Consider the following 13214-nt stretch of genomic DNA (forward strand, 5'->3'; position numbering starts at 1 on the left):
GGGGACCAGTCATAGTCCTGCGGTGCTTCTTTTAAATGAAACTAACCCACACCGTCTGGGGTGTGGAGATGGGCGTTTACTTCGCCCTCATCTACAGGAATTAAAATGAGCGAAAGCTTTGCGGAACTCTTTGAAGAAAGCCTGAAAACCCTGAACCTTCAGGCAGGCTCCATCATCACCGGTGTTATCGTTGATATCGATTACCAGGCTCGCTGGGTAACCGTTCACGCTGGTCTGAAGTCTGAAGCACTCATCCCGCTTGAGCAGTTCTACAACGATGCTGGCGAACTGAACATCAACGTTGGTGATGAAGTTCACGTTGCTCTGGATTCGGTTGAAGACGGCTTTGGCGAAACCAAGCTGTCCCGTGAAAAAGCCAAGCGCGCTGAATGCTGGATCGTTCTGGAAGCAGCCTTCGCAGCCGAGGAAGTGGTCAAGGGCGTTATCAACGGTAAGGTTAAAGGCGGCTTCACTGTCGACGTTAACGGCATCCGTGCGTTCCTGCCAGGTTCCCTGGTTGACGTCCGTCCAGTGCGCGACACCACGCACCTGGAAGGCAAAGAGCTGGAATTCAAGGTCATCAAGCTGGACCAGAAGCGCAACAACGTTGTCGTTTCCCGTCGCAGCGTCCTCGAAGCCGAGAACTCCGCCGAGCGTGAAGCTCTGCTGGAATCCCTGCAGGAAGGCCAGCAAGTCAAAGGTATCGTCAAAAACCTCACCGATTACGGCGCATTCGTCGATCTGGGTGGCGTGGACGGCCTGCTGCACATCACCGACATGGCCTGGAAGCGCATCAAGCATCCTTCCGAGATCGTCAACGTTGGTGACGAAATCGACGTCAAGGTTCTGAAATACGATCGCGAACGCAACCGTGTTTCCCTGGGCCTGAAGCAGCTGGGCGAAGATCCATGGGTTGCTATCAAAGCCCGTTACCCAGAAGGCACTCGCGTTACCGCTCGTGTAACCAACCTGACCGACTACGGCTGCTTCGCTGAGCTGGAAGAAGGCGTTGAAGGTCTGGTACACGTTTCGGAAATGGACTGGACCAACAAAAACATCCACCCTTCGAAAGTCGTACAAGTCGGCGACGAAGTGGAAGTCATGGTTCTGGACATCGACGAAGAGCGTCGTCGTATCTCCCTGGGCATCAAGCAGTGCAAGTCGAACCCATGGGAAGACTTCTCTGGCCAGTTCAACAAGGGCGACAAGATCTCCGGCACCATCAAGTCGATCACCGATTTCGGTATCTTCATTGGTCTGGACGGCGGCATCGACGGTCTGGTTCACCTGTCCGACATCTCCTGGAACGAAGTGGGCGAAGAAGCCGTACGTCGTTTCAAGAAGGGCGACGAGCTGGACACCGTCATCCTGTCGGTTGACCCAGAGCGCGAGCGCATCTCCCTGGGCATCAAGCAACTGGAAAGCGATCCGTTCTCCGAGTACGTCTCGGTTAACGACAAGGGCGCTATCGTGACCGGTACCGTGAAAGAAGTTGACGCCAAAGGCGCCATCATCGTTCTGGCCGACGACATCGAAGCTACCCTGAAAGCCTCCGAAATCAGCCGTGACCGCGTTGAAGACGCGCGCAACGTTCTGAAAGAAGGCCAGGAAGTTGAAGCCAAGATCATCAGCGTTGACCGCAAGAGCCGCGTAATCCAGCTCTCGATCAAGTCGAAAGACGACGCTGAAGAGAAAGAAGCCATCCAGAGCCTGAAAGCAGCTCCGGAAGGCGAAGCAGCCGACACCACTATGGCGGCACTGCTGCGTCAAGCAATGGCCAAACAGAACTGAGTTCTGCTTGATCATTAAAAAGGGCGACTTCGGTCGCCCTTTTTTGTGCCTGCGATTTGGCTCTTGTACGTCCGTGCATGAAACCAATGGCTTCGCCTGCGGGTCTGTTTCTTTAATCGGATCAATCGCCTATTCGCGACTAAGCTTGGTCTTGAGCATTAGTCGTCAGGCTTGCCTGGCATAAGGAAGTGGATGAACAAGTTACTTGTTGTTGCAGTGGTCCTAGCGCTGGCAGGGTGCACCACCAGTGCGAAAACCCATGCGGTGCGCGGCGTCAGTGGTATCGAGGTCGATTGCTCCGGGTTGGGTTCCGGTTGGGAGAAATGCCAGAAGCGTGCAGCGAAGGAGTGCAAAGGCAAGGGCTATAAGGTCATCACCCGTTCTGACGATGCCAAAGATGAAGACGAATACCCGTTTGGCTTTAATCCGGCGGGTTTCGTGACCCGGACCATGCTGGTGATGTGTCGTTAGGGCGGCGGCGATCCGACTCGCCACTGGAGTGCCCTGAAAATGGGCGTTTTAACGCCGGGAAAGATATGTCAATCCCTGGGCTGTTCAAAATCTTCCGGGCATGCTAAAACCTTTCAAGCGCTGATCTAGCTGCTTGAAAAAGAAGGGAAAAATATGACGAAGTCGGAGTTGATCGAACGAATTGTCACCCATCAAGGGCTACTCTCATCCAAGGATGTGGAGCTGGCCATCAAGACCATGCTTGAACAAATGTCTCAGTGCCTCGCCACCGGTGATCGTATCGAGATCCGTGGATTTGGCAGCTTCTCCCTGCACTACCGCGCACCGCGCGTCGGCCGCAATCCAAAGACCGGCCAGTCGGTAAGTCTGGACGGTAAATTCGTTCCGCATTTCAAACCGGGCAAGGAATTGCGTGACCGCGTGAATGAGGAAGAGGAGGAGGGCGCTTGATCTTCGCTATTCAAATTCGAGGGCGCGTGAATGCGTAATTTGAAACGCATACTGTTAGGTGTTTTTATTCTGCTGATGGTTCTGGTTGTTCTGGCGTTTGTGCTCGAAAATCAACAGTCAGTATCGCTTTTGTTTTTTGGATTCTCCGGTCCGCAGTTGCCGGTGTCGGTTGTTGCAGTTTTGGCTTTGCTGGTCGGTATGCTGATCGGCCCGGTATTGGGCTGGTTTCTGGGGCGTGCGTCCAGAGTCTCACGCAAGCGACTGGTCTGAAAGCGGCAGGCGCACGGCATCTGTCGAAATTGCGCCTCAGCCTGTCTTTATCCATTAGTAAAACCATCATTAAGCTGTAAAATGCGTCCCTTGTTCGATCGTGCCTCAATGCATGTCGATTCAGACTGACTCTGACGGATGCCAACTGAAAGTGGCCTCTGCACTCATGGATTAGACCGCGCTCGCTGGCAGCGCTGTCCGCAGCTCAAGGGTATCGTTTCGCGTGAAAATTCTAGTTACCGGCGGCGCCGGCTTCATTGGCTCGGCAGTTATTCGTCACATCATCTCCAACACTTCCGATGCGGTGGTCAACGTCGACAAGCTGACTTACGCCGGTAACCTGGAGTCCCTGGCAGAAGTCAGCCAGGATTCGCGTTACGCCTTCGAACGCGTCGATATCTGTGATCGTGACCAGATCGACCGCGTCCTGCGTGAACACCAACCTGATGCAATCATGCACCTGGCCGCAGAATCCCACGTCGACCGATCGATCTCCGGCCCGTCCGAGTTCATCCAGACCAACATTATTGGCACCTACACGCTGCTCGAAGCGGCGCGCCACTACTGGGCTGCTCTGGACGACACCCGCAAAGCCAGCTTCCGCTTCCACCATATTTCGACTGACGAAGTTTACGGAGACCTCGAAGGTCCGGAAGACCTCTTCACCGAAACCACACCTTACCAGCCAAGCTCGCCATACTCCGCCAGCAAGGCCAGCTCCGACCACTTGGTCCGGGCTTGGGCGCGCACTTATGGCCTGCCGACACTGGTCACCAACTGCTCGAACAACTACGGCCCATGCCACTTCCCTGAGAAGCTGATCCCGCTGATCATTCTCAATGCACTGGAAGGCAAGCCACTGCCAGTGTACGGCAAAGGCAACCAGGTTCGTGACTGGCTGTACGTCGAAGATCACGCTCGCGCGTTGTACAAAGTCGTCACCGAGGGCGTAATCGGTGAGACCTACAACATCGGCGGCCATAACGAAAAGCAAAACATTGAAGTGGTGCATACCTTGTGTGCGTTGCTTGATGAATTGCGTCCTGATTCTGCCCATCGTCCTCACGCCAGCCTGATTACTTATGTTCAGGATCGCCCTGGTCATGACGTGCGTTATGCAATCGACGCGAGCAAGATCCAGCGTGAACTGGGCTGGACTCCGGAAGAGACTTTCGAAACCGGTATTCGCAAGACTGTCGAGTGGTATCTGAATAACACCGAGTGGGTCGAGCACGTGAAGAGCGGTAGCTACCAGCAGTGGATTGATCAGAACTACACGGATCGTTCGAACAAAGCATGAGAATTCTTCTGCTGGGCAAGAACGGTCAGGTGGGCTGGGAGCTACAGCGCTCACTGGCGCCGTTGGGTGAGCTGGTTGCTCTTGATCGTCATGCAGTCGATGGATTATGCGGCGATTTGTCCGATCTGGATGCGCTGCGAAAGACTATCCGGCACATCAAACCTAGGATTATTGTCAATGCGGCCGCATACACGGCCGTTGACAAGGCTGAATCGGAAGCGGAGCTGGCTAATCGAGTGAACGCCAGAGCGATCCAGCTCATGGCCGAAGAAGCAGCAGCCCTGGGTGCGTGGTTGATTCATTATTCAACTGATTACGTCTTCAGCGGCCAAGGCACGACGCCTTGGCAGGAAACAGACTCCGTTGCACCGGTAAATCAGTATGGCGCAAGCAAGCTCGCAGGTGAGCAGGCCATCTTTGCTTCTGGCTGCAAGCACCTGATTTTTCGCACGAGTTGGATTTATAGCGCTCGAGGTAATAACTTCGCCAAGACCATGCTGCGTCTGGCGAAGGATCGCGACACATTGAATGTAATTGCCGATCAGGTAGGCGCGCCCACGGGGGCTGAATTGGTTGGTGATGTGACCGCTTTGGCTATACGCAAGGTTTTGCAGGAGCCTGAGTTGTCCGGCTTGTATCATCTGGCCGCTGGTGGAGAAATTTCGTGGCACGGTTATGCCAGCTATATCATCAAGTTTGCTCAAGACAATGGCGAGCAGCTTGCCGTCCAGGCAGTCAATCCGATCGAGACAATTGCTTATCCAACGCCCGCGCGTCGCCCTCTGAATTCTAGATTGAATACACAGAAGCTACGGCACAATTTTTCTCTACACTTGCCGGATTGGCAAAGTGGTGTAACCCGAATGCTTAGGGAAGTTCTGAACAAATGACCACGACAAATCGTAAAGGCATCATCCTCGCCGGCGGCTCGGGCACGCGCTTGCACCCGTTGACCTTGGGCGTGTCTAAGCAGATGCTGCCCATCTACGACAAGCCGATGATCTTCTATCCGCTGTCAGTGTTGATGCTCGCAGGCATGCGAGACATTTTAATCATTTCAACTCCCGAAGATCTGCCTTGTTTTCAGAAGTTGCTAGGTGATGGTAGTCAATACGGTATCAGTTTGACTTATGAAGAACAGCCGAGTCCGGACGGCTTGGCTCAGGCTTTTCTGATCGCTGAAGAATTCATTGGTAAGGATCCTTGCTGTTTGATCCTTGGCGATAACATTTTTTACGGTCAGCACTTCTCCGACAACTTGCGCACTGCAATGGCGCAGGAGCAAGGTGCAACCGTATTTGGTTACCACGTTTCAGATCCCGAGCGATTTGGTGTCGTTGAATTCGACAGTTCGGGACGGGCGTTGAGTATCGAGGAAAAACCGACAAAACCGAAATCGAATTATGCGGTTACTGGGTTGTATTTTTACGATAACAATGTTGTAGAAATCGCCAAGAATATCAAACCTTCTGAACGCGGCGAGCTCGAAATAACTGATGTCAATCGAGCGTACCTGGAGCGCAAGGCGCTCAGTGTGGAAATGCTCGGGCGAGGGTTCGCCTGGCTTGACACTGGCACACATGACTCGCTGTTGGAAGCCAGTCACTTTGTGCACACGATCGAGAAACGCCAAGGCCTCAAAGTCGCTTGCCTGGAAGAAATTGCTTTTAACAGCGGTTGGATAGCGGCGGGTGAGCTGCAAGTACAAGCCCAAAAATTGAAAAAGACCGGTTACGGGCAATATTTGCAGAAGATTCTTGATGAAGGTCGGCGCTCGTGAAGCTGCTTCGAACTTCGATAGCGGGTGTCGCTATAGTGGAATCGGAGGCTCATGAGGGGTCGGACCGGTTATCTACTTACAGTTTTGATCAGTGTGCATTTCACGATGCGTTTAAAACGGCGGGTCTCACATTGCCGCAGCCGCTGGTGCAAGATATTCATCTGCAGTTAAAGAAAGGTGAACTCCGCGGCCTGCGTTATCAGCTGCAACCCCATGCTCAAGGCAATCTCATCAGCGTGATAAAAGGGGCGGCTTATGTGGTGGCTCTGGACGTGCGTCGCGATTCCGCCACATGTGGAAAATCAGTGAGTGTTGAGCTGGATGCCAACGCCCAGCGCTCGCTATGGATCCCTGAGGGATTCGCGCACGGGTTTCTTGCGCTAGAAGATGAAACGCAACTTTTTTGCAAGACTTCTCATGAAAGAAATGGAGAGTCTGAGCGGCTCATCAAATGGGACGATCCGGCAACAGGTGCGAAGTGGCCCGATTTGTCGCAGATAATTGTGAGCAGTGAAGACGCCGCCGCACCGCTTTTGAGAGATGTCGATCTCTATTCCGGATATCTTCACGGAACCACCGAATGGATAGACTTGAAAGTAATCGGCGATCAGCGCGGCAGTTTGATTGCGCTGGAGCCGGGCTTGAACATTCCTTTCGCGATTAAACGGGTTTATTACATTTACGGTACGCTACCTGATGTGGGTCGTGGTTACCATGCTCATCGTCGTCTGGAACAGATGGCTATTTGCGTTTCCGGCAGTTGCAAGATGATCATCGATGATGGCATTACCAGGCGAGAAATGCGTTTGGATTCAGCCAATAAAGCATTGGTGATTCGTAACATGATTTGGCGTGAAATGCATGAATTCAGTAGTGACTGCGTTCTTCTCGTGTTGGCGAGCGATTACTATGATGAATCTGACTATATCCGTGATTATGATAAATTTATCAAGGAGGTGAATGATGGAAAAAAATAAGAAGGTAGTTATTGCAGGTGCCGGTGAGCTGGCAATGATCGCCTATGAATATTTTACATATGACTCCAGTTACGAAGTGTGCGGCTTCGCAGTTGAGCGGGAATACATCGAAAGCTCCGAGTTATATGATTTGCCCATCGTTCCTTTTGAAGAAATGCAAGAGCGCTTTCCGCCCGCAGAATATGAAGCATTTGTGGCGATTCCAGCCTCCCAGCTTAACCGCCTGAGAACGCGTCTGTATCATGCTGTTAAAGACAAGGGCTATAGATGTGCGACGTACATAAGCTCGCGTGCTTTTGTATGGCGAAATGCAAAAATAGGTGAAAATTGCTTTATTTTTGAAAATAACACGGTTCAACCTTTTGTCGAGATTGGCGACAATGTGATTTTGTGGAGTGGCAATCACATCGGGCACCGTTCGGTAATCGAGGATAACTGCTTTATTTCTTCGCACGTTGTCGTATCAGGCTACTGCCGAATTGGCGAATCCTGTTTCTTAGGGGTCAATTCGACGCTTAATGATCATGTGACTATCGCGCGAGACTGTATTGTAGCTTCAGGTTCATTAGTATCGAAAGACCTGAAAGAGCCAGAGCGTATTTACTACGGCTCACCAGCAAAAGAGCTCGCCAAAAAAAGTTCATTAAGTGTTAAATTGTAAGGGAAGGCGTCATGAAGTGGAGCAAACTAGGTCATGTTTTTTCTCCAGCAGGGACAAATGATTGGAAGAAAAGTTCTGCGTTGACGCCTACACCGATTCTGCTGAACGAAAAAGTAATTCGTGTCTATGCAGGTTTCAGAGATGCAGAAGGCATTAGTCGAATCGGATACGTCGATGTCGATGCCCAAGACCCTACACAAGTATTAAAGATATCCGATGCACCAGTCCTTGATCGTGGTCGGGACGGCTGTTTCGACGATAACGGCGTTATTTTGGGTGATGTACTCAGATGCGGCAACGTTCTGCGGATGTACTATGTCGGCTTCCAGATAGTCAAACGGGCCAAGTTTTTAGCCTTTACAGGACTCGCAGAAAGCAGCGATGGCGGTGAAACATTTCATCGTGTATCCGAGGTGCCGGTAATGGACCGAGCCGACGGTGGAACGACAATTCGGGCAATTCATTCGGTTTTATTTGAAGACAATGTCTGGAAAGTCTGGTTCGCCGTGGGAGACTCGTGGACGTTGATCAACGGTCAGCATTATCCCGATTATAATATTTGGTATACCGAATCTGTTGACGGCCAAGTATTCAACCAAGACGAACTGTTGTGTATTGATGTCGAAGGTGATGAGTACCGGATCGGCCGGCCGTCCGTGTACAAGTTTGAAGATAAGTACTACATGTTTTACACAAAAGGTGGGACATCCGGTCTCGACTATTTCCCAGGTGTCGCTGTTTCAGACGACGGTAAAGTATGGCAGCGTCAGGACGAGCAGTTTGGTCTGGAGCTTTCGGAAGGCGGGTTTGATTCAACGCACCTTTGCTATCCAAGGCTGGTTAGCGCAGGTAATAAAACTTACTGCTTCTATAATGGAAATAATATGGGGGCTGAAGGTTTTGGCGTGGCGGAGTTGTTGGCATGGTAGAGTGCGAGTTTTATACGCCTGCTAGAAAAGAAGAGTGGGATAGCTTCGTTTTAGACTCAAAAACACCGTTGTTCATTTTTAAAAGAAGTTTCATGGAGTATCACGCTGATCGTTTCGTCGACGCGTCATTGATGATTTATGAGGACAAGGTTCTGGTTGCTGTACTACCAGGGAGTCGTAATGAAAAGGTACTGGTAAGTCATGGTGGTCTGACCTACGGCGGTTTGGTACTTTCTCAGAAAGTCAAGGCTGAAACAGTATTGGAAAGCGTTCAGGCTTTAATGCTTTTCGCTAAAGACAATGGCTTTGACAAGATTGTATACAAGGCGATGCCTTACATATTTTCTAGGCATGGGGCTCAAGAGGATCTCTATGCTTTATTTCGCGTCGGAGCAGAAATAGTTCGTAGGGATCTGTCTAGTATTATATATCTGGATAACCGCTTGAAGCTCTCCAAGGGAAGAAAATGGCTAATTGCGCGTGCAAAAAAGAATAATCTCGTTGTTACAGATTCGCAGGACTGGACAGGATTTATTGAGTTACTCCATGACGTGCTCGCAAAGCATGGTGCTGCGCCGGTGCATACCTCGCAAGAACTCGAATTATTGGCATCTCTTTTTCCTAATAATATTTCACTCAGAGTTGTAGTGGCTGAGGAGAAAATTTTGGCTGCGACTTTGCTATTCAAATTCGGCGAGGTTGTTCACACCCAGTATCTGGCGACCAGCGCCGAGGGTAAAGAAGTAGGTGCGTTGGATCACCTCATAGAGACATGTATCCAGGAGAGTGCAAGCGAGGGGTTCAAGTATTTTAGCTTTGGTGTATCAACTGAAGATGGTGGCAAATATATCAACTCTGGCTTACTTGCTCAAAAAGAAAGCTTTGGCGCACGCGCCATGATAATTGATTTTTATGAGATTGTGCTTAATGATTAATTTTCTGGATTTGAAGAAAGTAAACCAGGCGTACGGCAGTGAGTTAAAGGAAGCTTGTTCAAGGGTTATTGACTCCGGTTGGTATATTGGCGGCCAAGAGCTCACAAAGTTTGAGCAGGAATTCGCTGCCTTCTGCGGTGCTAAATACTGTGTTGGCGTTGCTAACGGCCTGGACGCTTTGAATCTGACGCTCAGGGCCTGGAGAGAAATGGGCAAGCTGCAGGACGGCGATGAGGTTATTGTTCCTGCTAACACATACATTGCCAGTATTCTAGCCATCACTGAGAATCGATTAGTTCCAGTACTTGTGGAGCCTGATGAACACAGCTTCAACTTATCGGCTCGATTAGCCGAGCTTGCAATTACCAGCAAAACGAGAGTCATATTGGCGGTTCATCTTTACGGGCAGTTAGCAGATATGCCATTGCTATGTGCATTGGCCAAGAAGCATGACCTGCTGGTGCTGGAAGATTCTGCTCAAGCTCACGGTGCAAGTATTGATGGTCGTCGTGCGGGAACGTGGGGCGATGCGTCAGGGTTCAGCTTCTACCCAGGCAAAAATCTGGGTGCTCTGGGTGATGCAGGGGCTATCACGACAAACGATCAAGAACTAGCGTCTGTCGTTCGTGCTCTCGGGAACTATGGAAGCTATAAGAAATATGAAAACCAGTATAAGGGCGTCAACAGCCGTCTCGATGAAATCCAAGCAGCAATGTTGCGGGTAAAATTACAATATCTGAATCATGAGATCAGTGTAAGAAGGTCCTTGGCGAATCAGTACATCGCCCACCTGAATAATCCTCTGATCAAGGTGCCGCATCCGACTCTCCAAGAGCAGCATGTATGGCATCTATTTGTCGTACGCAGTGAGAAACGCGATGAACTGAAAAGCCATCTGCACAGTCATGGTATTGAAACGCTTATTCATTATCCCGTTCCACCGCATAAGCAAAATGCTTATAAAGAATTGGGTTCTCAGCATCACCCGATCACTGACTCTTTGCACGCTACGGTTCTAAGCTTGCCATTAAGTCCGGTCACGTCGGCTGATGAGGTGGGGCAGGTAATCGAGTGCCTGAATTCCTTCTCTTGATATTGTGGTCTATTTGGTTATAGGTGGTCATCAGCTTCAAAAGGAGCTGAAGCATCTAATTTAAATGCTGCGTTGAGTGGTTGTGATTTTGAATATTCTAAGAACCGGCCTGCTGACCTCTGTTGCCACAGTCGCCCGCTTATTATCGGGCTTCTTGGTTATGAAGTTTGTGGCTGTCTTGGCGGGCCCTGAAGGAGTCGCACAGTTGGGCCAGTTTATGAGCCTTACAGCGCTGCTGGTCGTGTTTTCAGGCGGTGGAGTTGGAGCCGGTGTAGTTAAATACGTAGCTGAATATCGCGAGCAAAATCTTCCCCTACACAACTTACTCAACTCAGCATTTTGCTTTTCTCTTGTATCATCTTTTGTTATGTGTGTTGCTGTTCTCGCATTTAGCGAACGCATCGCACTATGGTTGCTCGGTGATCCTCGCTATGAAAGTCTGATCGTTGTCTTGGCTTTTGCTCAGATCTTTGTAGCCTTACACAATCTTATCATTTCCATTATCAACGGGATGATGGATGTAAAGCGTCTCGCGGCCGTACATGTCGGCGGGGCAGCGCTTGGAGTCCTGACCCCATTGTTAATGGGTTATTACTTTCATTTATATGGTGTACTGTTGGCGTTTCTACTCGCGCAGGCGAGTTTGCTCCTGGTGAGTTTCGCTTTTTATAGGAGAAGTAACTATTTCGACTGGAGCTTTTTTTTGCTGAGATGGGATGTTGAGGCGGTCAAAAAGTTATCGCGCTTCGCACTAATGACTCTCACATCAGCGCTTCTTGCTCCTGTTGTTCAAATTGCCACGAGGAATATACTGGCAGATAAGTTTTCTTGGGAGCAGGTCGGTTATTGGCAAGCGGTGAGTAAAGTCTCAGAGGCTTATCTTCTGTTCATTACCATGGCGATAACTGTTTATTATCTGCCGAAACTATCGTCGATTGTCGATCGTAAATTGTTCGTTTCCGAAATAAAATCTGCCTATCAGTATTTGTTTCCGGCGGTTGTGGTGTCAGCTTTAGGTATTTATATTTTTCGTGATGTCATAACTCACGTGCTTTTCTCGGATGAGTTCGCAGGTGCGCTTTATCTATACGCTCCTCAATTGCTTGGTGATGTTATAAAAATTATGGCGTTCGTGCTTTCATTTATTATGCTCGCCAAGGCTATGACCAGGTTGTTCGTGTTTTCAGAGGTCTTTTTCAGTATGACATATATTGGTTGGACTTATTTTTTGACTGATTCTTTCGGTCTTGTAGGAGCTATGTACGCATTTGTTGTAAACTATGCGATCTATTTCCTTTTTTGTTTTGTGGTAGCTCGTCGGTTCATTTCGACAATGAAGTGATGCGGTTGTGTGGTCTGTATAAAAAATTGCGTAGGCGCGCGCTCTTTGAAAAGCGAGCAATGTAAGTGGCTAGTAGGTAAATGCTCTATCCTGTTGGCATACGGTGGTGATCGGGATGACTTCAGCCGATTGTGAGTGCTTTGCAATTCATCGTTGCCGATGATCGGTGAGAACCAAAGGAGATTTTGCAGGATATGGTTGAGATTGCTGTCTTATTAGCTGCCTATAACGGCGTACAGTGGCTACCGGCACAGGTGGAGTCGATCCTGAAGCAGAAATACGTCCGGGTAACGATTTTCGTCAGCGTTGATAGCTCCTCTGATGGAACTGAGGCGTTTATTAGCCAGCTGTCGTTGGACAATTCGCAAATCAAGATTCTTCCCTACGGGGAGCGCTTTGGCGGAGCTGCGCGGAATTTTTTCAGGCTTATTCGGGATGTGGATTTCTCCGATTTCGATTACGTGGCGCTTGCTGATCAGGACGATATTTGGCTAGAAAATAAGCTGGCCGCCGCCCATGATAAAATTTCTTCATCAGGCGCCAGCGCTTATTCCGGCAACGTTATGGCCTTCTGGCCTGATGGTCGCGAAGCTCTATTGAACAAGGTACAGCCGCAGCGAACATATGATTTTCTATTCGAAGCTGCCGGGCCAGGTTGCAGCTACGTACTAAAAACCGCTGACGCGCTCGAGTTCAAACGATTCATTGTTGCAAATTGGTCTCGTGTCGGTGAGGTGTCGCTGCACGACTGGCTTTTGTATGCCTGGTTCAGGGCGAATGGTCGGCCTTGGTATATGGATGCCGTACCACATATGCTCTATCGCCAACATAACAGTAATCAATTTGGAGCGAACTCTGGATTCAAGGCGCTTGTCAGTCGTTTGTCTTTATTGCGAAACGGCTGGTATCGCGCCGAAGTTAATAAAATCTCAAATTTGTTGTCTGATAAAGTGCAAGGCTTACCAAATGCTCTTTCAAATGAAGGGGATATTTCCCGCTCCTTTTTGATCCGGAATTGGTCTAAATTGCGACGCCGATTTCGCGATCGAATTTTCTTGTTAGTCATGGTGGTCCTAGGCGTTTTTTAACTTGAGTCCCTACAAAAGTTAATGCTTGATGTGATGGCCGATTTTAGGCTTTGAGCGTAGTTTTCCGGCTATGTATAATTCCGTCGGCGTCTGGAGGGTATCTAACAATTTTTTGTAAATTTCGGTT

Annotated in this window: 14 protein-coding genes; all 14 read left to right on the plus strand. The window is 49.7% G+C overall.

The window, feature by feature from the left end; translation table 11 throughout:
- Positions 1–105 precede the first annotated feature (105 nt).
- The 14 genes from rpsA to ND528_RS14115 all read left to right on the plus strand — a co-directional run bounded on the left by rpsA (position 106) and on the right by ND528_RS14115 (position 13087).
- Positions 106–1791, plus strand: coding sequence for a 30S ribosomal protein S1 (gene rpsA / locus ND528_RS14045; RefSeq protein WP_016770920.1), 1686 nt, complete (start codon positions 106–108; stop codon positions 1789–1791).
- 192 nt (positions 1792–1983) lie between these two features.
- The gene (locus ND528_RS14050; protein ID WP_110646032.1) at positions 1984–2262 is read left to right on the plus strand and encodes a hypothetical protein; all 279 of its coding nucleotides are present in this window, start codon (positions 1984–1986) and stop codon (positions 2260–2262) included.
- Between the two features lie 153 nt (positions 2263–2415).
- A complete protein-coding gene (gene ihfB, locus ND528_RS14055; protein ID WP_007950920.1) occupies positions 2416–2712 on the plus strand; it encodes an integration host factor subunit beta in 297 nt (98 codons plus the stop codon).
- A gap of 30 nt (positions 2713–2742) precedes the next feature.
- Positions 2743–2982 (plus strand): lipopolysaccharide assembly protein LapA domain-containing protein, encoded by a 240-nt coding sequence (locus ND528_RS14060; RefSeq protein ID WP_212616858.1) that lies wholly within the window; start codon positions 2743–2745, stop codon positions 2980–2982.
- Positions 2983–3205: 223 nt separating this feature from the next.
- On the plus strand, positions 3206–4282 hold the full coding sequence (gene rfbB / locus ND528_RS14065; protein WP_263470544.1) for a dTDP-glucose 4,6-dehydratase: 1077 nt from the start codon (positions 3206–3208) through the stop codon (positions 4280–4282).
- Positions 4279–5172, plus strand: coding sequence for a dTDP-4-dehydrorhamnose reductase (gene rfbD, locus ND528_RS14070; RefSeq protein ID WP_137213845.1), 894 nt, complete (start codon positions 4279–4281; stop codon positions 5170–5172). Before rfbB ends, rfbD begins: the two co-directional genes overlap by 4 nt.
- Complete coding sequence (gene rfbA / locus ND528_RS14075) at positions 5169–6062, plus strand: glucose-1-phosphate thymidylyltransferase RfbA (protein ID WP_137213844.1); 894 nt, start codon at positions 5169–5171, stop codon at positions 6060–6062. Before rfbD ends, rfbA begins: the two co-directional genes overlap by 4 nt.
- Entirely contained in the window at positions 6059–7039 is a 981-nt protein-coding gene (locus ND528_RS28255; protein ID WP_137213843.1) for a WxcM-like domain-containing protein, read from the plus strand. Before rfbA ends, ND528_RS28255 begins: the two co-directional genes overlap by 4 nt.
- On the plus strand, positions 7026–7700 hold the full coding sequence (locus ND528_RS14090; protein ID WP_137213842.1) for an acetyltransferase: 675 nt from the start codon (positions 7026–7028) through the stop codon (positions 7698–7700). Before ND528_RS28255 ends, ND528_RS14090 begins: the two co-directional genes overlap by 14 nt.
- 11 nt (positions 7701–7711) lie before the next feature.
- Complete coding sequence (locus ND528_RS14095; protein ID WP_137213841.1) at positions 7712–8629, plus strand: glycoside hydrolase family protein; 918 nt, start codon at positions 7712–7714, stop codon at positions 8627–8629.
- A complete protein-coding gene (locus tag ND528_RS14100) occupies positions 8623–9564 on the plus strand; it encodes a GNAT family N-acetyltransferase (protein WP_137213840.1) in 942 nt (313 codons plus the stop codon). The genes ND528_RS14095 and ND528_RS14100 overlap by 7 nt, the downstream gene beginning before the upstream one ends.
- On the plus strand, positions 9557–10657 hold the full coding sequence (locus ND528_RS14105) for a DegT/DnrJ/EryC1/StrS family aminotransferase (RefSeq protein ID WP_137213839.1): 1101 nt from the start codon (positions 9557–9559) through the stop codon (positions 10655–10657). The genes ND528_RS14100 and ND528_RS14105 overlap by 8 nt, the downstream gene beginning before the upstream one ends.
- An 82-nt stretch (positions 10658–10739) precedes the next feature.
- A complete protein-coding gene (locus ND528_RS14110; RefSeq protein ID WP_263470545.1) occupies positions 10740–11999 on the plus strand; it encodes an O-antigen translocase in 1260 nt (419 codons plus the stop codon).
- Between the two features lie 194 nt (positions 12000–12193).
- On the plus strand, positions 12194–13087 hold the full coding sequence (locus tag ND528_RS14115; RefSeq protein ID WP_137213838.1) for a glycosyltransferase: 894 nt from the start codon (positions 12194–12196) through the stop codon (positions 13085–13087).
- Positions 13088–13214 lie beyond the last annotated feature (127 nt).

This window comes from Pseudomonas mercuritolerans (assembly GCF_025706525.1).
GTDB lineage: Bacteria > Pseudomonadota > Gammaproteobacteria > Pseudomonadales > Pseudomonadaceae > Aquipseudomonas > Aquipseudomonas mercuritolerans.